This window comes from Ensifer sp. GW821-FHT05G01 (assembly GCF_059419585.1).
Genome location: NZ_JBWKSC010000002.1, coordinates 590,428 through 613,659 on the forward strand (window position 1 = coordinate 590,428; position 23,232 = coordinate 613,659).

A 23,232-nucleotide genomic window follows, 5' to 3' on the forward strand; every position below is an offset into this window, starting at 1 on the left:
AGGTCCATATCCTCGGTGTCGAGCCCAAGATCAGCCGCACTTTCGGGCCCTCCAGAAGACGTTGGTGGGCCTTCAGGTTATGCCGAATTCCTTGAGGGCTGGATCAACCCCGACCATGAAGAGCATAAAGCGTTGCGTCGATGGGGCGGCCGCAAGTTCCACCCCGAAATTTGCAAAGTTGATTTCATCAACAAAGCTATCGCCAAAGCAGTGCGCGCATCGAAAGGCGACTATCGCTTCCGTCGAGAAAGCGATCGTGGTTGACAGACTGGCAGCGCATCAGCGGCAAAGCCCAAGGCGCATGCAAAAAGGCGAGGGGATCAAGGATATCCAGCTGAAAGGACGGTTGATGCATTTTCTGGATGCTTCATCCGCTTGTTCAGCCTGATGCTCGGCGCAGCTCGTCGCCGGAGGCGCCTCAAATGATGGGTTGCCTCGCCCGATGGCTGGCGTTGATCCCCGTCAATGTCGGAGCGACCGCAATCAGATATCCCTAAAACGATCGCGCCCCCACCAAATCGGTCTCGGGTTTGTACCAGCTCGATCGGAATGCGCACATTGGCTAGATGCGTTCGGACAGATCCCTGATGAGAAACGATACCGACGTGTTCGAAGACTCTAGGCTACAGACCACGGCTTTCCGTAGGCTTCTCAATGCCTCAAACAGTGTCGGAGACGCGGGGGAAACCTCGGTGTCGGTCGCCGCCATCTTGCTGTTTTATCTAACGATCTTCGTTTTCGGGAGTTCCGCGCTGGCGGCCCATTGCAAAGGCTGGCCGGAGCCAGGCGTGAACTGGAGCGAATGCAACAAGAGCCGTCTCATGCTTGCCGGCGCGGACTTAGAAGGCGCCAACCTATTTGGCGCGAATTTCACTATGACCGATCTCCGCGACGCAAACCTAAGGTTCGCAAATCTCGAAAAAGCAAAGCTGGTGCGCGCCTCGCTGGACGGGGCCAGTGCGAGGAAGACGACTTTTGCTCGAGCCGAAGCTTACCGGGCCAGCTTTGTCCGCTTCTTCGCTCAGGACGTTTCTTTTGAAGGTGCCGAGCTACAGCGGGCCGATTTCAGTCGGGCGGATCTCGTCAGGGTCAATTTTGAGAAGTCGGAGCTCGGCCGTGCCAAGTTCGGTGGTGCGAAGCTCCAAGACGTTCATTTTTCGCGCGCAAACTTGTCGCGAGCCGACTTCAGTGGTGCATCTTTCGCAGGGTTTAGTAAATTCGATCGTTCTATTTTATTTCTGACGAGAATAGAGGGGGCCGACCTCTCGGCTGCGACCGGCTTGCAGCAATCTCAGATCGACACAGCCTGTGGGGATGCCGACACGAAACTGCCGCCCGGACTTTCTGTGCCGGCAAGCTGGCCCTGCATGTTCGACTAGATGAGCGTGAATGCTCACTGGTCCGCAAGCGAGCTTGCGCTCAATACCTCATCGCGGCAAACACGATCGCCGTCGGAATTCCTGCTGTAACAAGTGTCACCACCAGCACGGCGGCGACTTTCCAAAGCCGATCGCGCCTCGCGCGCTTTTCACCCCACTCGTAAGCCATCCCATCCTCCAGGCCATGGCCCATCGAAGCATTGAAATCCGTTCGTGTCGAGTTGCATTGTGGGGGACGGCTCAGCCGATTGGCTCGAAACTGACAACGTGCACGTTCGCCCGCACTCAGGGTCCGCGCAGAGCCGTCCATTTCTGCCGTCCTGATATGAAAGTTGCTTGTCTAGAATTAATCGATAACGGATCGAAATTCCTCATCTGCGGCCGGACAAGCTGGATACATGATGTGCGCCTTGAACTGCAGGCTCGGCGCCCTTGAAGGCATAGAGCGCTACATGCTCGCCACGCCCACCCAGTGGTTCACGGCTGACCTCGCTCCATAGGTGATGTTGTCCTGCCTGCATGACGACAGTCTCAGAGACAAGCAGCGCGATGTTGAAGCGCTTGGTGGCCTGCTCGATCTTTGCAGCGACATTGACAGTGTCGCCAAGGACGGTGAATTCAAGCCGTTCGTCGTCACCGACAAGGCCGTAATACATCTCGCCGCTGTGGATACCGATCCCGACCCGGATAGGCGGATCGAAACCACGTTTGCTGTTCCATTGCTCTATGAGCGCGAGGATGCGATGAGCGCAGGCTATCGCGCGTGCGCAATCATCACGGCGCGGTTCTGGTATGCCGAAAACGACGAGAGCGCCGTCGCCAATGAACTTGTCGATCACGCCGTCGCATGCTTCGGTGGCCCACATGACACGCCGCCGGAAAGACGAAATGAAAATGGATAGCCTCGCTGGGTCCAAGTTTTCGGCATAAGCCGTGAACCCACGTATATCGACGAATAGGATGGCGCCTTCCTGCCGGCGACCTTGCCGCCATGTGGCAACTTCATTCTCCCCCACCAATGGCACGATTTCGGCCGGCAGAAAGCGAGCAAGGTTCGCGCGCCTGGCTGTCTCACTTGCTACGCGGATCAGAAGGCGCCGAGAACGCGCCATGGCCAGTGCCGTTATCAGACCCATTAAGATCAATATAACGGCCCGCATGAGATAGGGTGGCAATGAAAGGAGACGGCCGATATTCTCTCCCAAATCGCCGAGGGAGGCCTGGTTCACAACACCCGTCAGGTTAAAGCCGAGCCCAGCCGCGACGCCTACGACAGCCACCATTGTTGTCAGTGTGGCCCATATCTGGACGAGAGGCCGATATCGAAGCGCGCCGACGGCTAGAAGGAGGGGGGCGGCCCAGATGGTTGGCATCGCAACCACCCAATTTCCTCCCATGCCCATACCAATGAGGGCAAAATAGAGGCTGGCCCCAAGGATCGCTGCGTCTCCTGTAACCAAGGCAAAGGCCATCCAGGGCCTGAACCGGCGGCTGATAACGAGCAGGAAAGACACGATGCCGAGGGCCAGAAAGGCGGCAACGGTCATCAGCGCCGTGAAGCGAAGTTGGTGCAGATTGTACTCTTGAGCGAGTTCAGCCGTTTCGGACGAGACAAGGAAACCACTCGCAAACAAGGCAAGACCAAGTGTAATCCGGACCCACCCGATCGTATATTCTGCTTCATGCTCCGATTCCCAGAATACCGTGTCGACAGACGTGGTCGTCAGGTCCGGCGCGCGTATCTCGGGCCGAAATGCATTGAGCTGAAATATCCCCATCAACAACCCCTCCGCAAAAGACGATGGGCCAACCAGCAGCACGTCGCTGCGGGAATGCTGTTGCTGCATAGTAGCGCGATAGAACTGATTGCGTGAGAGGGCCGAGCCGGGCGGCGTTCGGCTGATTTTCGGCGGGCTCAACCGCCCGCTTGAGTTGCTTTAGTTTGTCATCGCCAGGGCAACGATTTCAGGGATGCGCCGCCGAACTGCACAGCTTAGAGCGACGTCGCAGTCGAGCCTTTCGTCAAGCCGGACAAGACGAAAACCATATATGGAGCGAAGAGGGCTGCGAACCGGAAATCATCAATCGTGCGAAATGATCAGATGTGAAGAGGACCGCCTGCCACGTCCATCATCGATTGCGCTGGCGGGGACATGTGGTTGTCGATCAACTGCAAACAGATCGGCGTAATGGTGAACCTTCGTGCGCGTAGACGGGGGCGCATTGACGCGCGTCAATGCGCTGGCGCGCCAAGCTGAGATGCTGGCGCTATTGCAAGGAGCGCGAGAGATGCCGAGTGTCCCAGATTTTTTGCTTGTCTTCGTGATCCACATGGCCGCAGTCACCTTCGCCTCGGCAAGCGGGTTCGAAGTGAGTTTCTCCGGCACGCTCGATCGCGTAAGGCCGGCCATCGTCGGCATTAGCACTACCGCCAATCGCGTACTGACGAACGAACTGCTCGATGACGAGAATGTCCGCAGAATCTTGGGGCTGCCTGAGGGCGCTTTCATCGTCGAGACCAACGCAACGACAACCGGTTCCGGAGTGATCATTGATGGCGATCAAGGCTACATCGTCACCAGTCGACATGTGATAGCCGATGCCGATGACGTTGCTGTCACACTTAAGGACGGCCGGGTCTTGCCGGCGGAAATCGTTGGAAGTGACGCGACGACGGATCTAGCCGTGATCAAGATTGACGCCTCGCCCCTGGTCGCCCTTGGCTGGGGCCGGTCATCCGGCTTGAAAGTGGGGGATTTCGTGGCTGCGGTGGGGAGTCCACTCGGTCTCGAGCAGACCGCCACGTTCGGGATCGTGAGTGGGCTGGGGCGTTCCGGCCTCAGTGTCGACGACTACGAAGACTATATCCAGACAGACGCAGCCGTTAATCCCGGCAGTTCGGGCGGCGCGCTCGTAAACGCGGCTGGCGAGCTTGTGGGGGTAATGCGCGGCGTGCCCATACCCAATGAAAGGAGCCAGGGCATCGCCTTTGCGATACCCTCTGACATCGCGGCTCAGGTCGTCCAAGCTCTCATAAAGGATGGTGAGATCAAACGAGGATGGCTCGGGGTTTCCGTCACACTCGCCCGCACCGACGAAGGCGTCTCCGCTGGCCTGGTCGTTGACCAACTCGCCTGCAATTCGGCAGCGGAACGTCAAGGCGTAAGGCTCGGCGATATCATCACAGCCCTCAATGGCCGCGCACTTTCGACGGAGGTGTCCTTCAATAATTTTGTCAGCCTCCTTTCTCCCGATGCTCACATCACGCTGGACGTTCGCCGCGGAGACGCGACACAGAGATTGGCACTGACGCTCTCAAATCCCGACTCTATCCAAACTGCCCCGATGCATCCATTGCTTGACGCGGTGGTCTTTGGCTTGCCTGTATCGTCGCCTTCGCGCGCATGCATGCCGACCGGCCCGGTGCTTTTGGAGGTTCCCCCCGATAGCGCAGCATATGCGGCTGGCCTTCGTACCGGGGACTATCTCACCGCCATCAACGGCGAGCCCGCTTTCTCTGCCGGACGAATTGAGGGCCTTTTGGAATCCAACGACGGAAAGATTTCGGTCGATATCCTGCGCGCTGGCACTGCCTATCGCATCGAGGCCGAGTAGTGGTCGCTCGCAAATTCGCTCCAAGCCAGGAAACGCAGGAACGGGAACGTTATGCAATGGTCCATCAAACTTGGAACTGTCGCGGGGACCGAGATCCGCGTGCACGTGACATTCGCCCTCCTGCTTATCTGGATCTGGGTCATGCACTACCGGATCGGGGGATTGCCTGCCGCTTGGGAAGGAGTTGCCTTCATCATCAGTGTTTTCTTGTGCGTGCTGCTCCATGAATTTGGGCACATAGCAGCCGCTCGCGGTTTTGGCATCAAGACGCCGGATGTCACGCTCCTGCCGATCGGGGGGGTTGCAAGGTTGGAACGCAGCCCAACCAAGCCGCTCGAAGAGTTCGTGATTGCTGTTGCAGGGCCTCTGGTCAACGTCGTGATTGCCACACTTGTTGTTGTCTTGATCGGAGGCACCCTCGGCTGGGAACAAATGGTGGCACCCCAGGATCCCCGTATCGACTTTCTCGCCAGGCTTGCCGGCGTCAACATTTTCCTGTTCATATTCAACATGATGCCAGCCTTTCCGATGGATGGTGGTCGCGTTTAGAGGGCCATTCTTGCCTGGCGTTTGTCGTGGACGCGCGCCACAAAACTTGCCGCTCGGATCGGGCAAGCGATCGCATTGGCAATGGGTATCTTTGGCTTGTTCTTCAATCCACTGCTTATCCTGATTGCCATCTTCGTCTATTTCGCCGCGGAAACGGAAGTACAAGGCAACGAGCTTCAGGCGATCTCTGACGGCACGAGCGTTGCTGACGTGATGATCACCAGCTTCGCAACGCTCGGCCCGCAGGCCCGTGTCGGGGATGCAGTAGAACTTTTGCTCGCGACCAGCCAAAGTGAGTTTCCCGTTGTAGACAAAGCCGGTCGGTTCGAAGGGCTGATGACGCGCGAGGGCATCGTTCAGGCGATGAGAGAAAGAGGGACGAACGCGCCAATCCTAGGTGTCATGCGGCGCGACATCCCCACTGTCGACGTACGGTCCCATATCGACGCCAGTCTAAGGCTGATGCAGGATGCGAGCGCGCCGGCCGCAGCGGTCGTCGATCGCAGTCAGCGTGTCGTCGGCCTGATGAATTACGAAACCATTCGGGAATTGCTGATGCTTCGCGAAGCAGATGAGCAGTTTCTGCCAGGCCACCGTGATCGCCAACCGCGGCAATAGATTACGCCGTTTAGTGCCTATCGCTCAACGATGGCAGCCCCGTCTGCTATACGGTTGCTCGGGTAAAGAATGACCCTTTCGCCCGACGTCACGCCATTTTTGATCTCTACCTCCAGGCTGTTGCGCTGGCCGACGGTGACGGGCGTTAATCTTGCGCGACCTTCGCCCGCAACAAAGACGGCCCAGCTGTCGTCATGGCGAAACAATGCTCCAAGTGGCAGCTTTAGGACCATGTCTTCGAACAGGATGATTTCCACGTCCGCGTGATATCCATGCCCGAGCGGCCGCCAACGATCCGGCGCGTCGGCGAAATCGAGGATGACATCCACTCTCTGTTCTTCAATGCCGAGCGCGGACACTTCGTAAGCGGTGTTCGCAGACCACCTGATCGTGCGGATTGCCGCATGACCTCGGCCACCGACCGGCGCCTTTATTCTGGCGAGTGAGTCCGTAGCTGTTCGCCTCTGCGCTCAAAGAATTTCATTTTAAAGCCGAGATAAACAAGCGCGAGTAACACTCCCATCCCGACGTAGACGTTGATGAAGAGTGTTACCAGAAGGTCCAAAGCGATGCCGCTGGCGCAAATTAGTCCGAAGCTAATGGAGTAAGGCTTCCCTTTTCCTCCCCAACCCAAGACAACCGACATAGTCAGCCAAACCAGCAAGATGAAGGTGTACGGGCCCCATTCAGACAACCAAAAGGATCGGAACAATACACCGGAGACGGCCAATATCGACCCCAATATGAACAGCAAAACTCGCACCATCCCGCTCTCCGTTCAAGCCGCCGTAATAGAATGCCTTTTGCTAGGCCGCGGCGTTGATATCTGACCTTACCGCACGGGCCCAAGGCAGTAAGTCGTCGAGTTGGCTGTTTGGATGGCCATTCATAATTTTGGTTAGCACATCGGTAAGATAGCTCAGTGGCTCGACGCTATTGAGCTTGGCCGTTTCGATCAGCGATGCGATGGTCGCCCAATGTTCAGCCCCGGCGTCAGAGCCGGCGAAGAGTGCATTCTTCCGATTGAGGGCAATCGGCCTGATGGAACGCTCGACGGTGTTGGAGTCGATCTCGATGCGGCCGTCGTCGATGAAACGGGTCAGCCCGTCCAAACGTGAGAGCGTGTAGCGGATAGCCTCGGCGAGCTTGGTCTTCTGGCTGATGAGGGTGAGTTGCTCGGTGAGCCACGATGCGAGGCTGTCGGCGATCGGACGGCTCTTCTCCTGTCGGACGGTGCGGCGTTCCTCGTGTGTCCGGCCGCGGATATCGTCTTCGATCCTGTAGAGTTCGGCGATGCGCCTGAGCGCTTCGCTGGCGATGGGAGCGGGACCGGCGGCCGACAGTTCATAGAAGCGCCGACGCACATGGCTCCAGCAAAATGCCAAAGATACGCTGTTGCCAGCGGCGAGCGCTCGATAACCCGCGTATCCGTCCACCTGCAGGACGCCGACAAAGCCATTGAGATGTGCCATTGGGCGTTCGCTCTTGCGATCGGGCGCATAGATATAGACGACACCCGGCGGATCGGCTCCTTGCCACGCTCTGTCATCACGAGCATAGGCCCATAGCTGCCCGGTCTTCGTCTTCCCTCGACCCGGATCAAGCACCGGGGCAGTCGTCTCGTCGGCGAAGAGCTTGGACGAGGCCTTCAGATGCTCGAGCAGCCTCTGATGAACCGGGCGCAGATGCCAGGCGGCACGGCCGACCCAGTCGGCGAGTGTCGAGCGGTCGAGCTCGATCCCCTGGCGCTTGTAGATTTGCGCCTGCCTGTAGAGGGGCAAGTGATCGGCATATTTGGAGACCAAAACCTGGGCGACGGTCGCCTCGGTCGGAATACCGCCCTCGATAAGCCGCGCGGGAGCCGGAGCCTGGACAACGACCTCTTCACAAGCACGGCAGGCATATTTGGGACGGCGTGTCACCAGGACGCGGAACTGGGCCGGCACGATGTCGAGCTTCTCGCTGACGTCCTCGCCCATGCGATGCAGGTCGTTGCCGCAGCAGGGGCAGTCGTGGCTCTTGATGTCGATGACGACATCGATGCGCGGCAGATGCGCAGGAAGTGAACCGCGGTTCATTCGCCGCGTGGCGACCCGCCCCCGGCGCAGATCGCTCGAAGCCTGTTCATTCTCTTCCAGACCGTCCGCCTCGACCTGTTCGGCTTCTTCGAGCCCAAGGAGAAGCTGATCCTCGGGAAGCGTCTCGGCTCTGCGGCCGAAGCGATGGCGCTGCAATTCCTTGATGATCTGGCGCAGCCGGGCATTCTCCGCCTCGCGCGAAAGCACCATTGCTTTGAGCGCATTCAGGTCGTCGGGAAGCTCGTCGGCCGTCATCGTCATGGAACGACAACAGCATAATCCGGCGACCAAGACGAGGGCGTGGGTGAGCCTGATTCAATTGGTCGCAGCGGCTATCCCGCCTTCTCCGGAACCCGCGCCTCGACCCGCGCATGAACGCGCCTCCAATCCAGCCCCTCGAACAATGCCGAGAACTGGGCGGCCGTCAGCCGCATCGCACCGTCCTGCATTTTGGGCCAGTGGAACTCGCCATCCTCGAGACGTTTAGACACAATGCACACCCCGCTGCCATCCCAGAAGACCAGCTTGATCCGGTCCGCGCGCTTGGCCCGGAACACATAGATCGCGCCAGAGAACGGGTCGGCACCCATCTCGGCCTTGACCAGCGCCGCCAGACCCTCCGCGCCTTTGCGGAAATCGACAGGCCGGGTGGCGACCATGACCTTTACAGTTCCCGACGGCCCGATCACGGCTGTGCCTTAACCGCCCGAATGACGGCGGCAATCGTGGCCGCGTCCGCGCCGTCTGCGATCCTGATGATCGCCCCGCCGATTTCTAATTCTATTGCGCCGCTACTTAACTTCTTTCTCGATGCGCGCGCCGGCTCCGGCTCTTTCGCCACAGGCTTTGTCGGCAGGTCCAGGAGCGCCGGCGCAAACATTGGGACATCCTCGACGATCGGCACAGCTTCGAGCGGCTTGCGGGCGAGCCGACGCCAGGTAAACAATTGCTGCGGGGTCAATCCGTGACGCCGCGCAACAGCGCAGACCTTCACGCCCGGCTCGTAACTCTCGGCGACGATCTCAGCCTTGCGCTCCTCGCTCCACTCACGCCGTCGGCCGCTGCCCGTGAAAACCTCGAACCGGCGCGCCGGCTCTTCATTGCTAGATTTAAGCGTAAGCTGTGAAATCGACATATGTCCAAGCCCTCGTTCGGCCTCAACATCGTCAATCACGCACTGATCCGGAAGGTGCGGACAGAACACCGCTTACGACACTTCAGTTCGGCCGAACGGCTCAATCCGGCGCACTACGGCATTCAGGTCATCGCCGCCCCAGCCGCCAACGATAGCCTTCTGACCCGGTTTGAGCTTGACGGCGTCCTCTGAGAGAAGATTGACGACGATCTCCTTGTCACCTGGATCGCCGATCTCCAGCAGTGGAGTACCTGCTTCAACCACACCTTCACTGCGGCGCATGACCCTTAGGACGACGCCACTGACGGGCGCAGTCAATGGAACGCACTCACAAGGTCCGCTGCGGTCCTTGATTTCCTGGCGTGACAGCAGCCGGGAGCGTGCTTGGCTAAGTTCATGCCGCCTGACATTGAGCGCTGCCTCTGCCGTGGCGAGGTTGGCTTGAGCGACAATGTAGATGCGTTCTGCATCGTCAAGTGCCCGTCTCGAGATCGTATTGCGCTCTATCAGCAGACGCGCACGCGCGCGCTCTCCCTCGGCAAAGGTTAGGTCCGCCTTTGCCTTGTTGAGTTCGGCGGCCGCAAGGTTATAGGTTGCCCCGGCAGCCTCCACCGCTGCCCGCTGCTCTGCCTCTGTTCTTACGTCCAGGAAGGCTGGAGCTGCTGGTTCGATCTGAGCAAGCAAGGTCTCTCCTGCCTTGACTGGATCGCCAGCTTCGGCCGTTATGCGCTGCAACTGGCCACGAAGGGGTGCATGAAGTGTGTACACTTCATGCACGCGGGTTTCCCCTTCCTCGTCGACCGTAACGCGTAGAAGGCCGGTCTGCGCCGTCGCAAGGTCGACCTGGATCGGCTGCGGTCGCAATGCATAGGCAAGTCCGATTGCCAGCAATGCCGCCAGACTTCCCCATATTGCCAGTCGCTTTCGAGCCGTGCGCACCTGCTACTCCCTTGTCTTCAGCGCCGCGATTAGGTCCAATTTATCGAGCCTCCGGCGCGCGACCGCGGCGCAAACCAATGCCGAGACAAGCATGATGATGGTTGCCTTGGCGTAAGTTGCATCGCGAAGCACCAGTGGCACGCGGTAGAGTTCGGTTTCGAAGGCGCTCGTCATCCACCACGCGAGCCAAAGGCCAATCGCGGCCCCAAGAGGAACGGCAAGCCATGTGAGCAGGCCGACTTCTCCCAGGAGAATGTAGGAGATCTCCCAGCGCGTGAAACCGAGGACGCGCAACGTTGCAAGCTCGTGCGTTCGCTCCGAAAGGGCGATGCGGATGGAGTTGTAGGTCACCGCGACCGATAGGGTCATCGAGAACGCGACGAAAAAGCCGATGAAGATGAAGATCGTCTCGCCCATCGTTCTATAGAAGGTGTCGATGGCGGCCTGACGAAACTGAATGGAAGAGATGCCCGGCAAGCCCTTGAGCTTTGCCATGAGGGCGGGACGGTCAGCCGCGTCGACGCGGATGTGCAGGCCGCTTGCAACACGACCGTCTCCGGCAAGGCGATTGAGCGCGTCCATGTTCATATAGGCCGGCTTGCCGATAAAGGTCTCGAACACACGAACGACGGGCATGCTGACGAGGGGTTGGCGCCCCTCCAGGAGCTTGACGAGGACAGTATCGCCGATCTCAAGGCGGAGCAGTTCGGCAAGCTTGCTGGAGACAACCAACCCGTCACGAGGGACGTCGATCCGTCCGTGCGAAACATCGAACACCGGGCTGAGGATAGCGCCATCCAGCACGCCGATGATGCCTTGGCGCTCGCCAAGATGCCCGTGGCTGATGCGAGCGAACACGTAACGATAGGGCTCGGCCGAAAGCACGCCATCCAGGTTCTCGAAGTCTCCAACGGTCTTGAACGGGCGGAGTTCGTTGAAAGCGATCGTCGCGTCCTGGTGCTGGCCGCGTTCGAAGACAGTTTCGGCCAGAGTGTCGATCGCATCGACCCATTGAAAGGCCATGATCATGACCGCGGTTGACATCGCTAGCCCGAGACTTGTCAACAATGCGCGCACGGGCCACCTGATGATCCGTCGCAAGATCATGCGCGTTGGTTCGTCGAGCGCACCGGTGAGTGCGGCCTGCGACGCCCAAGTCCGCTGATAGGCGGGCGGCGAGGGCGGCTTCATGGCCTCGGCCGGCGGCAGCCGAACGGCACGGTAGGTCGCCATAAGGCTGCCGGCCAGTGCCGCGGCTAGACTAATCGTACCGGAAAAGACGAAGCCGTCAGGGCCGGGACGATAGAGCAAGAACGGAAAGCGGTAGAAATTGGTGTAGAGTTCGGTGTTCCAATGACCAAGCCACGCGCCGATGAGCGATCCTATCATGATACCGGTGGCTGCAATTGCGAACACCAGCTTGGAGTAATGCCATCCGATCGCCCAGTTGGTATAGCCGAGAGCCTTCAACAGGCCGATTTCCCGTCGCTCGGTATCGACGAGACGTGCCATCACCAGGTTCGTGAGAAAGGTGGCCACCGCCAGAAATATCGCGGGCATGACGCGAGAGAGGTTTCTCTGTTGCGCTATTTCGCTTTCCAGGAACCAGTTTGACGTTTGGTCCGCTCGGCCATAGGCCCCGATGCCACCGTATTTTACGAGAATGTCATCGAGCCGACGAATGACGTCGTTGGCGTCAGCACCCGGCAATAGGCTAAGCGAGACGCTGTTGAAGGAAGCCTTGAGGTCGAAAGCGGCAGCCAAGGCGTCCCGCCCCATCCAAAGAATGCCGAAGCGCTCGTCGTCCGGCATCAATCCCCCCGGAGCGATCGCATATACGAATTCCGGGCTAAGCGCGGTTCCCACGATCTGCAATGTGCGCTTGCGACCTCGCAAGATGGCATCGAAGCTGTCGCCGGGCTTCAACCGATGCGCTTGCGCAAAAGGCTCGCTGACCACAACCTCGTCCGGTCGAGTCGGGTCGACCAAACGTCCAGATCGGATCACAAGTGTATTCAACAGTTGTGGGCCCCGTTCGGGCAGGGAGATTACCCGCGCAACGACTGGGTCAAGAAACCCGGCGACGTTGAGGATGGCACGCTCGTCGAGCCGTGTTTCGACCAGCCTGACGCCGGGGATCTTCGCTATGTCGCGGCTGCGGTATTCGGGTACGCGTTTGGCGGAAGCGAAGATATCGGCAAACCGGGTGCGCTCATAATAAGCGGCAGTCGTCTCTTCAAGTGCTTCGATCGTGGTCAACGACATGGTCAAAAGTGCCGTGCCTGACGCGATCACCAGTGCGATTGCCAGAAGCTGAGCCTTCATTCTCCAGAGCTGTCGCAGTAGCTTTCGGTCGAGGCTCGTCATCGCGGCTACTCACCAGGTCAGCTCGCCGGGCGCACGTTGCACTTCGTTGCATCGCGTTTCAACGATGCGCCCGTCCGCAAAATATAGGACGCGATTTGCAATTTCGGCAATCACAGCATTGTGGGTGATGAGCGCGGTCGTCGTTTGGAACTCTCGATTGATCTTGAGGATGCCTTCAAGCACGAGAATTCCGGTCTTGCTGTCGAGCGCGCCAGTCGGCTCATCGCAAAGCAGCAAGTCGGGCCGCTTGGCAATAGCGCGGGCAAGCTACCCGTTGCTGTTCGCCGCCAGAGAGCTGTGCCGGGTAATGATCGAGCCGGTCGCGCAGCCCAACAAGGGTCAATGCGTCGACTGGCGGCATGGGATCCCTGGCGATCTCCGTAACAAGGGCGACATTTTCGCGTGCGGTCAAACTCGGTATAAGGTTGTAGAATTGAAAGACGAAGCCGACATGGTTGCGTCTGTAGCGATTGAGCGCGCGTTCGCTGTCCATCTCGAGCAACTGATTGCCAAACCGGACTTCACCGCTAGTCGGCTTGTCGAGGCCGCCTAGGATGTTGAGCAGGGTGGACTTGCCGCTTCCGGATGGTCCAAGAAGGACAAGCAGTTCTCCCTTGTGAAGATCCACATCGATGCCCCGAAGGGCGGGGACGTCGATGGCCCCCATTCGATAGATCTTCGTGAGATTGCGCGCTGCCAGCGCGACGGCTGCCGTGTCTATTTGCACCGGTCACACCCCCTGTGATGCGCGGGGTTTGGATATGCCGACTGTTATCAGCAGCCTCCACGCTTCAGCTGGAGAAATGATCTTCGATAGCGATATCTCAAACTTGAAATGCTCTTTTACCGGTTCTGCGCTGACCACGGACGGCGCGCGGTGGCCGAGTTGCCCCGCGACCGGCCAAGCACGCGCACGGAAGCAACAAACGCGAGGTTCTTGATGTCCTCATCGCGTGCGAGGCCCGACAGTCCAATTGCAACGCTGGCGACCAACCCCACTTCCGCTTGCTCTTGTCTGTGGGGCTGAGCCAACTTTCTAGCTGCGCGGCCCTTGCTTGATACGCTGTGTTCTTGCGACCGCTTCCAATCATGCGTGCCTATGGTTCAAGGTTTATCGCGGAATCCATCGTGGCGAGGTCGAGGAGTTACGCAATCCTTGCGTTCCGCGCGACAAGGCCCTGGCGGTCAGATGCCAAGACCCAACAATTGCGTGGAATTCCCGGTTTCATGCCTGCCCCATCATCTGCCGGCGCCTGCCATCTGGCCTTCAATGCGCCATTAAAATGGGAAATTTGGCCTCTTTAAACATCGATTTCGTGACGCCGCCGAGGATCAGCTGCAGCAGTTTGGAATGCCCATAGGCACCCATGACGATCATGTCGGCATTGATGTCAACTGCGTGTCTGTGCAGGGTATCCACCACGAACCGACCCGAGCTGGGCAGGGTATCGACGGAGACATTGATGCCGTGACGCGCAAGATAGGTCGCGATGTCCGCCCCCGGTTCGTCACCACTGACTCTCGAGGCGGCAACCGGGTCGACCATGGTGACGTGTACGGACTGAGCCATCCTCATCATTTCGAGGGCATCTCTTGCCGCATGTGCTGCACTCGGGCGCGAATCCCACGCGAGCAGGATAGTCTTTGGCCGCAGGGTCACCTTGACATCGGGTGGAACGAACAGGACGGGGCGTCCCGCCTGAAACAGCCCACCGCTAATGATCTGTGGCTTCAGGTCCTCGTTCATAAAGGCGGCGGGCCCGGCCAAAAGCAGGTCGGCGTAAAGCGCCCTCTCACCGATGTCATAGGCTGGTCCGGTGACTTCCGCGTAAACACTGTCGACGTCAAACGACAAGCCGCTCGTTGCGATCCGCTCGCGGATAGTCGTGAGGCTTTCGGCTAGCTTCTGCAGGTTGCGCTCGCGCACTTCCAGCCAGCTCGGCGATAGCGTCTGATAGCGCCCGCTCGGCACGGGCGCCATAACAACCAGAAGGGCCGTTAAATGTGCACTTACCTCGCCTGCGAGTTTCATCGCGATCTGAAGATCCTCGCCTGCACCGTGCTCTCCGAGCACATTCAGAATTGTCTTGAAGGGCATGTCTTCCTCCATTTTACGCGCAGCTCCACAAAGGAAGCGTGTCCCCTGTGGAGCCGGACGTCGAGTTCTCAAGCTGCTTTCACCTGAATCTTGCGATCGTTCTGGAGAGCCTCCTTGCTCTTCGGCAGCGTCACCGTCAGCACGCCCTTGGAGAAGGTCGCTGTGATGTCGTCAGCTTTGATGCCCTCGGGCAGCTTGAAGGTTCGTTGGAACGAGCCGTAGCGCCGTTCCGACAACACATATTCCTTGTCCTTTTCTTCTCGATCCTCCTGCTTTTCGCCGCGGATCGACAGGTTGCCGTTTGAAACCTTCACCTCGATATCCTTCTCCTCGATCCCTGGCAGCTCGGCGGTGATCTCGTAGCTTGCCTCTTTTTCCACCAGGTCGACGGCCGGTGCGATGGCCCAGCTCGGCAAAAGAGAGGCCCGGCGAAGAGGGTTAGGCTCAAACGAACGGCGCCAGAAGCTCGGAGTAAAGTCATCGAACAGGCGGTCGATTTCGGCCCGAAGGCTGTCAAAAGGCATCCACGATTCCGTGCGAGCCGGGGGTTCCTTTTCTTGCTTGATTGGAAGTTTGGTTGAAGTCTCAGCCATGATTGCTTTCTCCTTCGAACTAATACGGGTGCGGGTTGCGACAGAGGTGAGCAAATGGGCAGTTCGATTTGACGGCCTTCGCCTTGCTCTTTGCGCCGTGTCAGCACCGGACCTGGCAATTAGAGCGCGTTTGGAAGCGACGCGCATTGATGGCCGTCAAAGGTGGGTCGGCATCGCTTTGACGAAGAGCAATGCAGTGCGTCGCTGGATGTGTCGTTGTTGGAAACGCGAACCAGCATTCTGGGAAGCCAAAATGTCCAGGCGTCGGATATTGCACATGATACGGACGGCCCTGTTAAACAGGCTGCTGCTGGTCTTGATTATCCTGATGATTGCTTCGCTTTTCAGCGTGCTCGTAATCAAGGGCGCACTGTCCAAAGATAGGCAAGCGAGCGTCGAATTGGATAGTCAAATCAAGTTCGCGAAGGGCAAAGAAAGTCCGTTCGACCGCCGGCTCGTTTTCCAGGTCGGGCTGTTGTTCGTCAAGGTAGCAGTCACGGAACCGCTGTTCCAAGATCACGCGTAGGATGGCCTGGCGGCGCGCCAAGACCGAACTGGCGCGGCCGGTTTCGCAACGACGTCACTGACCGCGAAAGCTCACCCAGTTGTCGCCCCGGATGCTGGCGGTCTATATCCTCTGTTCGATCAAATTCCCGGAAAAATAGATGGCACCGAAGACGACGTTGAACGCCAAGAACCTGGAAACGCTGGGCGCCAAGAGACTGGCTGAATTGGTGATGGAGATCAGCACCGGTAGTGCCGCGACAAAACGTCGGTTGCGCAACGAGCTTGCCGGTAGTCACGGTAGTGCGGAGGCCGCCCGCGAGGTTCGCAAACGTCTAGCAAGTATTGCCCGCGCCCGGACGTTTGTCGACTGGCGAAAGGTCAAGGCGCTCAGGACCGATCTGGAGGCGCAGCGAAAAATGATCGTGGACGTCATCGCCCCCGACGATCCGAAAGAAGCGTTCGGGTTGATCTGGCAATTCCTCGCGCTCGCCGAGCCGATCTTCGAGCGATCCGACGATGGCAGCGGCGCGCTCATCCAGAGCTTCCACCAAGCATGCAGAGATGCAGGCCTCATCGCCAAGGCGGCCAAAGTGGATACTGATGGCCTGGCCGACAAGGTCTGCACTGCCGTGCAGGATAACGGTTACGGTCAGTTTGACCCGCTGATCACGGCGATGGCGCCGGCGCTGGCAGACGATGGCCTTGAACGCCTTAAAACTCTGTTCGTGCGGTGGGGAAAGGAGGCGAAGGAGAAGAAGCCGGTGGGAGATGAGCGCAAGGTCATCGGCTGGGGCAGCCAGGGGCCTATGCATGAAGACGAGGTCTACGGCAGCCATCGGGATCTGACAGTGCGCATTGCAATTCAGGAGATCGCCGACGTGCAGGGCGACGTCGATGCCTACATCGCGCAGCAGCCGGAAACGACGCGCAGGGCGCCCATGGTCGCGGTGGACATCGCCAATCGCCTGCTGTCTGCGGGGCGACCTGACGAGGCGCTAAAGGCGTTGGACAAGGTCGACACGAAGGGTCGCTCCGAAGTCCCCTTCGAATGGCAGCTTGCCCGCGTCGAGGCGCTGGAGGCTCTTGAGCGCGGCGAGGAGGCACAGGCATTTCGCTGGAAGTGCTTTGAACAGTCGCTCAACGATGAACACCTGCGTAGCTATTTACGGCGTTTGCCAGACTTCGATGATCTCGAAGCGGAGGAAAAGGCATTCAGCTATGCCCAGGGTTTCCCCAATGTCCACCAGGCGCTCGTCTTCTTCCTGCGGTGGCCGTCACCTGCTGAGGCTGCAAAGCTTGTGTGTCGGCGAAGGATCGAACTTAACGGCGACCTTTACGAACTTATGACGCCGGCAGCGGAGGCACTCGCGCAAAAGCACCCGGTCGCTGCAACGATCGTGTTGCGCGCCATGATCGACTTCACCCTCGATACCGCTCGCTCGAGCCGCTACAAGCATGCGGCGCGCCACCTTGCAGAAGGTACGTCGCTCGCCCGACACATAGTTGATTTCGGCGGCATTGCTTCTCATGACGCCTATCTTGCCGATCTGAGACTTCGACACGACAAGAAGTACGGCTTCTGGAGCTTGGTGTTGCCGCATGGCATCTGAAGGCACTTCTGCGTGTCCTTTGAGTATCTGCCCAGGGAAGCCGGCTTGGCAAACATCAGGCCGCGTTGGTCAGACGTTCCCGAACCCGGCCACTTCGACGAATTTGAATTGACGATTTCTGAAAGAGCGCTCGGGATTGCGGCCGGAGAGGCAGGTCGATCGGTCGGATTGCCGTGGACGTCGTCTAGCGGTTTGACGCGCAGTTCCAAATCGAGCAGATCGACGACAGGTCGAAGCGCTGGGATAGCTTTGGCTTAGTCCTTGAAGGTGGCCGGCTTCGTCTCACGAACTACAGCGCCGAGCGCGTGCTGAGCGGTGCTGCCCTCGACGCCGCAATTCACCCCTGGCCGGTTCAAGAGGCGGAGTGATCGCGCCGCTGTCATGTTTGATCTGGACAAGCGGAGCGCGGAAGTCTGGTAACGTTCCCTCTTGTACTTGCTGGCGAAATGACGCGCAGGATCCGACCGACCATAAGCTGAGTTGTTTCTGCAAATTCAAACGCGTAAGTGCTTGTTTATGAAGTTCAAGGCATTTGGGGGCAGAGTTTCTGCAATCGCCTCGAACCTCTTCGTCCTCACGCCGACCCGATCTAGAAATGCCAGCCAGCGCCTCCGTTGGCGCTGATATGGGGGGATTGGTGTTGCTCGCAGGAAGCGGGAGCGACAGGCCGAAACGGGCGGTCGTGATCGCAGGGATGTGGCGCATTTTTGCCAGGGCGCGATTTGAAAAGTGCGGGTTTCCAGTAACTTCGGGCCCAAGCCATTCCGGCAGCGGTGGATTGTCGCTGCAGCTATCGAGTTCTATTTCAGCAACAATGAGGCCCCGGTTTTGGCCGGAATAGACGTCAACCTCCCAGACGAAACCCTGATGGTTCACTTCGTAGCGTGTCTTTTCGACTATCCCCCGAGCATGTTGAAACATCTCACACGCGTCCGCATAAGGGATGTCATATTCTAATTCCTCGCGTCTGGTCCGGCTGGTTCGGATCTTCACAGTGAGTGTCGCGCGCCGTGCATCAATTGTTCTTACCCGAACAATCTGTGCCTTCGTCGAAACGAGGTACGCCTGTCGCAGCACGGAGCCTCCGCAAGCATGCTGCCGCCAGCGATCGTCAAGGATCAGAAATTTCCTTTCTATTTCCGCCGCCATCTTTGCCTCACCAGTTAAACCACGTGCTGAAGTCTCTACTCAGTTTGGCGTCTGACTTCACGCAACGGCATGGAGCTGTCTGGATCGGGTTGCCGCCAATTTGGAGTTCGGCAGAGCTTCGTTCGCATAGAACCCGGCAAGGCAGTAAGTGCCAAGCCAGCATTTGAACACGTCTTTTCCCTGCAACGCATTGACGGCCATCAACCCGATCGAGTGCGCCTTGGACTTCTGTTCTGCCGAAGTTTCCCGGGCCATCTCCGGGCAGTTGTATCAGGTAAATCATGATCCTGATGGATCCAGAGTCGCGCGCGGGGGACGAGCATCAGCGCGCTGCAGCTTCAGCGCACCACCATGACGGAGCAAAGCGCCCGCTGGACGATCTTTTGCGAAACACTCCCAAGCACCATCCCCGACAATCGTCCGAGGCCGCGACTACCGACGACGATCAGGTCTGCGCCAATCTCCTGGCTCACCGCTAGAACGGTCTCGGCATAGTCGCCCGGTTCGACCCGCTGGCTCACGTCCTTGACGCCGATAGCCCGGACTTCTTCCGCTGCATCTTCTGCGATGCGCTCTCCAAGAACCGCTACCGTCTCGCCAATGTCGACATGCGTACTTTGAAAAAGATCATTCATTGAGACGAAGGTTTTCTCCTGGCCAGGCAGTACTACGCCCGACACGCTTCGTACCAGATGCTCGGATCGAGCCAGCCGGTTCATCTCGTCAGCCCTCACTCCGTGCAGGATGACGTGGAGGATCGTAACGCGAGCCTCGACAGCCTTCGCGAAGTTTGCGGCAAGAGCGACAGCTTCTTGCGCCTTGTCAGAGCCATCGGTTGCGACAAGTATGTGTCTGATCATAGCCATTCTCCCTTTTCCAAGTCTGCCCGTTTTCAGCGCGATGGCATTGACCGTGGTCAAAACAACGCCCTCGATTGACCAGGTGAAAGACCCTTTGACCGGTTGGATGGCGTCAAGGCGGTGGGCCGTCGGACGTGATTGGCGTAGCGCGGGCTCAAATGGGTGCACGGCGATGACCGTGACAAAATCAACTATTGCCTGTTCCGCGCTTGGGCTCTTTTCCGCAGCGCTGGTTGATCCGTTGCCTGTCTATGACGGCTGAAGGTGACGGGACGGTTCGGCACTGAATGCCGATAGACCCGTCGCCTTGTCTTTGATGCATCTAGTCGCCTGAGTTCTGACCGTCCTTACGCTGTGCCCTGATATAAGCGACGAGGTCGGAAATTTCGGAGCGCGTCAGCGACAGATTGGGCATGCGCGAATGCTCGGGAGCCGACAAGAAGGCCGTCAGCTGAGCTTCGTCAAGGCGATCTGAAGCCTTGATCTCCGCGAATGTCGGAACGGCATCGGAGCCGTGGCCCTGCCCAGGGGCGACCACGTGGCATTCGCTGCACCATCGAACGGCGATGCTGTGGCCACGGACGAGGTCGGCCGCGGCACCCTCCTTGAAGGACAGCAGGAAGAAGGAAATGACGACCGCTTTCTTAAGACTTTCCGCCTGGATCATTGGCACGGTCTTGCCTCGCTATATTGCTGTCTGTACGGCCAAATTTTCGACCAGGTGCTTCTCGTCTTGATGAAGACGAGTTGCGGTCTTCTTAGCAAGCGACGCGCCGATCTCGGCGATCCGGGCTCCCTCTTGGGCGTAATCAATAAACGCGTTTTGGCAAAAGCTGCACCAGACATCGAACAGGTCGTTGATGTGATCGGGCTGTAGGCTGTTTTCGAGGAGGCGCAAATGGCTATCAAGGCGTTTCCCAAGAAACTTCAACCCCTCGATCTGAAAACGCAGGGTCGCCTCGATCGCCGCTAATTGAGCGCGTGCGACCGGCAATGGCGCACCTGCAATATCGCTCAAAGCATATTCGGACGACGGGTCCGGCCAGTAGGGCTGCCTCAATTGGGCAATCGCTGCTGCTTGCATGGTCTAGCTCCTTCTCGCCGAAATTGATCGAGTTGACGCGCACACGTTTGCGGCATCGCTGCCCGCTTAAGCGATACCGGCGGACTGCAAGCATCCTATCGAGGTCCGGCATCCGCATCTTTGATGCCGATCAATATGCCGCCACTCGGCGCGCGATTGAGATTCTCGTGTCCAATATTTGACGGGCATCAATCTGAAGTACCGCTCCTGGGATATAGTACTTGTCATTCTAAGCCGAGGAGGCCCAGATGCGCGCCGCGGACATCATGACCAGAACGGTCATAACCATCAGCCCCGACCACAGTGTAAGACATGCCGCACGACTGATGCTCGACAACCATATCAGTGGGTTGCCGGTTTGCGATGATGAAGGGGTGCTGGTGGGTATGCTGTCCGAGGGCGACTTGCTGCGACGCTCCGAGTTGGGATCGACGGCACTTGGAAAAATGGAAACAAGCTCGCCAACGCAAGTCGCCGAGGCATACATCAAAGGGCATGGCTGGCGCGTCGGCGACGTGATGACACAAGGCTCCCTGACTGTTGGGACCGATGCGCCAGTCGGCCACATCGCTGAGTTGATGGCAAAAAGAGCCATAAAGCGAGTTCCCGTCATTCGTGATGGCCGGATCGTTGGCATCGTCAGCCGTCGTGACATTCTCGAACTGATCGCTGCGGCTGAACCCGAAAGATCAGCCGGTGGTGACGAGGCGATCAAGTGCGCCGTGCTGGCGCGTCTTGCATCTGATTTGGGGCTTGATCGAAACGTCATCGAGGTGAGGGTCGATCGCGGTGTCGTTACCTTATGTGGCACAGTCGAAAGCGGAGTGAAGCGCTTGGCTGCACGCGTTGCAGCGGAAGCCGTCGATGGCGTCGGATGCGTGAGAAATGAGCTTCGGGTTGCCCATGAAACTGAGCGTGTGCCCCTCAAGCCGAAGCCGTGAGTGATGCGCGTGCTTGCGATACCGCGAGAGTTTCAGTCGCGCTTTTGCTTCTCACCTTCGATCCGCGCCACCAAGAAGCGCGGTGCCGGAACGCCGGGGCGGCAGTGAAACGTCGATAGGCGCAGGTCGGCAAGAAATGGACGGCCCGTAGAAATGGGGGCCGGCGTCAGACAAATCAGAAAGAGGAGCATCAACCATGACTAGTCGTGTATTGGCAAAGTCGGAATGGCATTCCTTCTTCGAACGGGTTTCGAAAGCCCTCCCAGGCAAGCGCGCCGACGTCGAAGTGACGGGGGTTCACCTCGGTGACCAGATTCAGGCAAAATCAGTTCCGCTGCTCGGCATAACCTTCGATCAAAAGGATGATCTGCTCGAGATCGCGATGGAAGGTCTTGATCATCTCATTCACAAACCGACAAGCATTGCGGTTCTCGAGGGTCCCGATGGGCTCAGCGCTTTAGAGATTGTGGATGCCGATCAGAACCGACAGATCGTAACATTGGTGAGCCCGGTCCGCCTTCCGCCGCCAGGAGCGTAGCAAGCGCAAAAGAGCAGCGGTTCACACGCTGGCCCCCGCCGTAGCCGTCGTGCGCGTGGTCTGTGGTCTCCTTCCAGTGCTTCTTGTGTCCGTTGAGGTGTTCGATGAAGGCGATGGTGCTTGAAAGACCCGGAACGCTATTGGTCTTGAAGGAACTTGCGGATCCACAACCTGGCCCTTACGAGATCCGGTTGCGCGTCGAGGCCTGTGCCGTGTGCCGCACCGACTTGCACGTGATTGACGGCGAACTGGATGGTCCCAAACTTCCGCTGGTCCCCGGCCACGAGATTGTGGGGATCGTTGAGGCTGTCGGTCCTGGCGTGGCACCGTCTCGGCTTGGGCGCCGTGTCGGAGTTCCTTGGCTCGGCTACACCTGCGGCACGTGCTGCTATTGTCGTACCGGTTCGGAAAACCTCTGCGATGCACCGCTTTTTACGGGCTTCACGCGCGATGGCGGGTTTGCCACTCATATTATCGCCGACGAACGTTTTTCCTTCGACCTCGATCAGGCAGCCGATCCCGTGGCGTTGGCGCCACTGCTTTGTGCCGGCCTCATTGGGTGGCGGGCCTTGAAAAAGGCTGGAACCGGAAAGCGTATCGGCCTCTATGGCTTCGGCGCAGCAGCCCACATCATCGCACAGATCTGTGTTTGGCAGGGGCGTGAGGTTTACGCATTCACTCGGCCGGATGACCTTCGAGCTCAGCGCTTTGCGATCAGTCTCGGTGCGGCATGGGCACGAGGGTCGAACCAGGCGCCGGCCGACTTGCTGGACGCAGCCATAATCTTCGCACCGGTGGGCGATTTGGTTCCGACAGCATTGCGGGCGGTGCGAAAGGGCGGGCGTGTGGTGTGTGGCGGCATCCACATGAGCGACATTCCTTCGATGCCCTATTCGCTCCTATGGCAGGAGCGCGAGATCGTATCGGTTGCAAACTTGACGCGCGCGGATGCGTTGGAGTTCCTCCCGCTCGCAAGAGAGGCCGGCGTCAAGACGCATACAGTGATCTACCCCCTAAAAGAGGCGAACCGGGCGCTGGACGATCTGCGCCGCGGCCGGTTGAGCGGTGCAGCGGTTCTTGTCCCGTAGTGTGTCGCGCCGCGATCTCAGGCCTTGAAGGATGGACCTCCCTATGGCGCAGAACGTTGCCATACTGATCGCGCCAGGGCCTCA

The 23,232-nt window shown here is 58.7% G+C and carries 19 protein-coding genes and 6 pseudogenes; 10 read left to right on the plus strand and 15 right to left on the minus strand.

Going from position 1 to position 23,232, the window contains the following annotated elements; genetic code table 11:
• Nucleotides 1-15: 15 nt before the first annotated feature.
• The 3 genes and pseudogenes from AC07UR_RS08485 to AC07UR_RS08495 all read left to right on the plus strand — a co-directional run.
• Nucleotides 16-120: pseudogene (locus AC07UR_RS08485) on the plus strand (IS1096 element passenger TnpR family protein); the annotation flags it as partial.
• Nucleotides 116-388 carry a hypothetical protein gene (locus tag AC07UR_RS08490; RefSeq protein WP_327795831.1) on the plus strand — a complete coding sequence of 91 codons (273 nt, stop codon included), beginning with the start codon at nucleotides 116-118 and terminating at the stop codon, nucleotides 386-388. The pseudogene AC07UR_RS08485 and the gene AC07UR_RS08490, both read left to right, overlap by 5 nt.
• Before the next feature lie 199 nt (nucleotides 389-587).
• On the plus strand, nucleotides 588-1,379 hold the full coding sequence (locus AC07UR_RS08495) for a pentapeptide repeat-containing protein (protein WP_209789646.1): 792 nt from the start codon (nucleotides 588-590) through the stop codon (nucleotides 1,377-1,379).
• Nucleotides 1,380-1,419: 40 nt separating this feature from the next.
• On the opposite strand, the gene AC07UR_RS08500 is transcribed toward AC07UR_RS08495, so the two are convergent.
• Both AC07UR_RS08500 and AC07UR_RS08505 read right to left on the minus strand, forming a co-directional pair.
• Complete coding sequence (locus tag AC07UR_RS08500) at nucleotides 1,420-1,548, minus strand: hypothetical protein (protein WP_494701947.1); 129 nt, start codon at nucleotides 1,546-1,548, stop codon at nucleotides 1,420-1,422.
• A 202-nt stretch (nucleotides 1,549-1,750) separates the two neighbouring features.
• On the minus strand, nucleotides 1,751-3,298 hold the full coding sequence (locus AC07UR_RS08505) for an adenylate/guanylate cyclase domain-containing protein (protein ID WP_234941697.1): 1,548 nt from the start codon (nucleotides 3,296-3,298) through the stop codon (nucleotides 1,751-1,753).
• A 304-nt stretch (nucleotides 3,299-3,602) separates the two neighbouring features.
• On the opposite strand from AC07UR_RS08505, the gene AC07UR_RS08510 reads away from it, so the two are divergent.
• Nucleotides 3,603-4,994 (plus strand): trypsin-like peptidase domain-containing protein, encoded by a 1,392-nt coding sequence (locus AC07UR_RS08510; protein WP_234941698.1) that lies wholly within the window; start codon nucleotides 3,603-3,605, stop codon nucleotides 4,992-4,994.
• Between the two features lie 51 nt (nucleotides 4,995-5,045).
• A pseudogene (locus tag AC07UR_RS08515) lies at nucleotides 5,046-6,161 on the plus strand (site-2 protease family protein).
• Nucleotides 6,162-6,178: 17 nt separating this feature from the next.
• Here AC07UR_RS08515 and AC07UR_RS08520 read toward each other — a convergent pair.
• The 9 genes and pseudogenes from AC07UR_RS08520 to AC07UR_RS08560 all read right to left on the minus strand — a co-directional run.
• Nucleotides 6,179-6,523 (minus strand): annotated as a pseudogene (locus tag AC07UR_RS08520) (permuted SH3 domain-containing protein); the annotation flags it as partial.
• 444 nt (nucleotides 6,524-6,967) lie between these two features.
• Nucleotides 6,968-8,500, minus strand: coding sequence for an IS66 family transposase (gene tnpC, locus AC07UR_RS08525; protein ID WP_209789647.1), 1,533 nt, complete (start codon nucleotides 8,498-8,500; stop codon nucleotides 6,968-6,970).
• Between the two features lie 71 nt (nucleotides 8,501-8,571).
• Complete coding sequence (gene tnpB, locus AC07UR_RS08530) at nucleotides 8,572-8,928, minus strand: IS66 family insertion sequence element accessory protein TnpB (protein WP_209789648.1); 357 nt, start codon at nucleotides 8,926-8,928, stop codon at nucleotides 8,572-8,574.
• Entirely contained in the window at nucleotides 8,925-9,413 is a 489-nt protein-coding gene (tnpA, locus tag AC07UR_RS08535) for an IS66-like element accessory protein TnpA (protein ID WP_494724401.1), read from the minus strand. The genes tnpB and tnpA overlap by 4 nt, the downstream gene beginning before the upstream one ends.
• Nucleotides 9,414-9,449: 36 nt before the next feature.
• A pseudogene (locus tag AC07UR_RS08540) lies at nucleotides 9,450-10,313 on the minus strand (efflux RND transporter periplasmic adaptor subunit); the annotation flags it as partial.
• A 3-nt stretch (nucleotides 10,314-10,316) separates the two neighbouring features.
• A complete protein-coding gene (locus tag AC07UR_RS08545; RefSeq protein ID WP_209789650.1) occupies nucleotides 10,317-12,680 on the minus strand; it encodes an ABC transporter permease in 2,364 nt (787 codons plus the stop codon).
• 9 nt (nucleotides 12,681-12,689) lie between these two features.
• Nucleotides 12,690-13,347: pseudogene (locus tag AC07UR_RS08550) on the minus strand (ABC transporter ATP-binding protein).
• 600 nt (nucleotides 13,348-13,947) lie between these two features.
• Nucleotides 13,948-14,778, minus strand: a complete 831-nt coding sequence (locus AC07UR_RS08555; protein ID WP_209789651.1) for a universal stress protein — start codon at nucleotides 14,776-14,778, stop codon at nucleotides 13,948-13,950.
• A gap of 68 nt (nucleotides 14,779-14,846) precedes the next feature.
• Nucleotides 14,847-15,371 (minus strand): Hsp20/alpha crystallin family protein, encoded by a 525-nt coding sequence (locus tag AC07UR_RS08560; RefSeq protein ID WP_209789652.1) that lies wholly within the window; start codon nucleotides 15,369-15,371, stop codon nucleotides 14,847-14,849.
• Between AC07UR_RS08560 and AC07UR_RS08565 the strand changes: the two genes are divergently transcribed.
• Both AC07UR_RS08565 and AC07UR_RS08570 read left to right on the plus strand, forming a co-directional pair.
• Nucleotides 15,370-15,897: a hypothetical protein gene (locus tag AC07UR_RS08565; protein ID WP_209789653.1), complete on the plus strand. Its 528-nt coding sequence runs from the start codon at nucleotides 15,370-15,372 to the stop codon at nucleotides 15,895-15,897. The two genes, AC07UR_RS08560 and AC07UR_RS08565, sit on opposite strands and share 2 nt — an antisense overlap.
• Before the next feature lie 139 nt (nucleotides 15,898-16,036).
• Nucleotides 16,037-17,488, plus strand: a complete 1,452-nt coding sequence (locus AC07UR_RS08570; protein WP_494700027.1) for a DUF6880 family protein — start codon at nucleotides 16,037-16,039, stop codon at nucleotides 17,486-17,488.
• A gap of 708 nt (nucleotides 17,489-18,196) precedes the next feature.
• Here AC07UR_RS08570 and AC07UR_RS08575 read toward each other — a convergent pair.
• The 4 genes and pseudogenes from AC07UR_RS08575 to AC07UR_RS08590 all read right to left on the minus strand — a co-directional run.
• Nucleotides 18,197-18,637 (minus strand): annotated as a pseudogene (locus tag AC07UR_RS08575) (CYTH domain-containing protein); the annotation flags it as partial.
• Between the two features lie 338 nt (nucleotides 18,638-18,975).
• Nucleotides 18,976-19,557, minus strand: a complete 582-nt coding sequence (locus AC07UR_RS08580; protein WP_494700028.1) for a universal stress protein — start codon at nucleotides 19,555-19,557, stop codon at nucleotides 18,976-18,978.
• Between the two features lie 262 nt (nucleotides 19,558-19,819).
• Complete coding sequence (locus AC07UR_RS08585) at nucleotides 19,820-20,164, minus strand: c-type cytochrome (RefSeq protein WP_234941702.1); 345 nt, start codon at nucleotides 20,162-20,164, stop codon at nucleotides 19,820-19,822.
• 18 nt (nucleotides 20,165-20,182) lie between these two features.
• Nucleotides 20,183-20,581, minus strand: a complete 399-nt coding sequence (locus AC07UR_RS08590; RefSeq protein ID WP_209789656.1) for a hypothetical protein — start codon at nucleotides 20,579-20,581, stop codon at nucleotides 20,183-20,185.
• Nucleotides 20,582-20,829: 248 nt separating this feature from the next.
• On the opposite strand from AC07UR_RS08590, the gene AC07UR_RS08595 reads away from it, so the two are divergent.
• From AC07UR_RS08595 to AC07UR_RS08605, 3 genes are all read left to right on the plus strand, one after another.
• Nucleotides 20,830-21,522 (plus strand): CBS domain-containing protein, encoded by a 693-nt coding sequence (locus AC07UR_RS08595; RefSeq protein ID WP_209789657.1) that lies wholly within the window; start codon nucleotides 20,830-20,832, stop codon nucleotides 21,520-21,522.
• Nucleotides 21,523-21,733: 211 nt separating this feature from the next.
• Complete coding sequence (locus AC07UR_RS08600; protein ID WP_234941703.1) at nucleotides 21,734-22,060, plus strand: DUF5335 family protein; 327 nt, start codon at nucleotides 21,734-21,736, stop codon at nucleotides 22,058-22,060.
• A gap of 104 nt (nucleotides 22,061-22,164) precedes the next feature.
• Complete coding sequence (locus tag AC07UR_RS08605) at nucleotides 22,165-23,148, plus strand: zinc-dependent alcohol dehydrogenase family protein (protein ID WP_209789659.1); 984 nt, start codon at nucleotides 22,165-22,167, stop codon at nucleotides 23,146-23,148.
• Nucleotides 23,149-23,232: the final 84 nt, after the last annotated feature.

Bases quoted from the DNA above. Each gene is read 5' to 3' on its own strand.
- AC07UR_RS08565 (WP_209789653.1), top strand. From the start codon at position 15,370: ATGATTGCTTTCTCCTTCGAACTAATACGGGTGCGGGTTGCGACAGAG.
- AC07UR_RS08595 (WP_209789657.1), top strand. From the start codon at position 20,830: ATGCGCGCCGCGGACATCATGACCAGAACGGTCATAACCATCAGCCCC.
- AC07UR_RS08570 (WP_494700027.1), top strand. From the start codon at position 16,037: ATGGCACCGAAGACGACGTTGAACGCCAAGAACCTGGAAACGCTGGGC.
- AC07UR_RS08555 (WP_209789651.1), bottom strand. From the start codon at position 14,778: ATGCCCTTCAAGACAATTCTGAATGTGCTCGGAGAGCACGGTGCAGGC.
- AC07UR_RS08545 (WP_209789650.1), bottom strand. From the start codon at position 12,680: ATGACGAGCCTCGACCGAAAGCTACTGCGACAGCTCTGGAGAATGAAG.
- AC07UR_RS08500 (WP_494701947.1), bottom strand. From the start codon at position 1,548: ATGGCTTACGAGTGGGGTGAAAAGCGCGCGAGGCGCGATCGGCTTTGG.
- AC07UR_RS08605 (WP_209789659.1), top strand. From the start codon at position 22,165: ATGAAGGCGATGGTGCTTGAAAGACCCGGAACGCTATTGGTCTTGAAG.
- tnpC (WP_209789647.1), bottom strand. From the start codon at position 8,500: ATGACGATGACGGCCGACGAGCTTCCCGACGACCTGAATGCGCTCAAA.
- AC07UR_RS08590 (WP_209789656.1), bottom strand. From the start codon at position 20,581: ATGCAAGCAGCAGCGATTGCCCAATTGAGGCAGCCCTACTGGCCGGAC.
- AC07UR_RS08495 (WP_209789646.1), top strand. From the start codon at position 588: ATGAGAAACGATACCGACGTGTTCGAAGACTCTAGGCTACAGACCACG.
- AC07UR_RS08490 (WP_327795831.1), top strand. From the start codon at position 116: ATGAAGAGCATAAAGCGTTGCGTCGATGGGGCGGCCGCAAGTTCCACC.
- AC07UR_RS08560 (WP_209789652.1), bottom strand. From the start codon at position 15,371: ATGGCTGAGACTTCAACCAAACTTCCAATCAAGCAAGAAAAGGAACCC.
- AC07UR_RS08585 (WP_234941702.1), bottom strand. From the start codon at position 20,164: ATGATCCAGGCGGAAAGTCTTAAGAAAGCGGTCGTCATTTCCTTCTTC.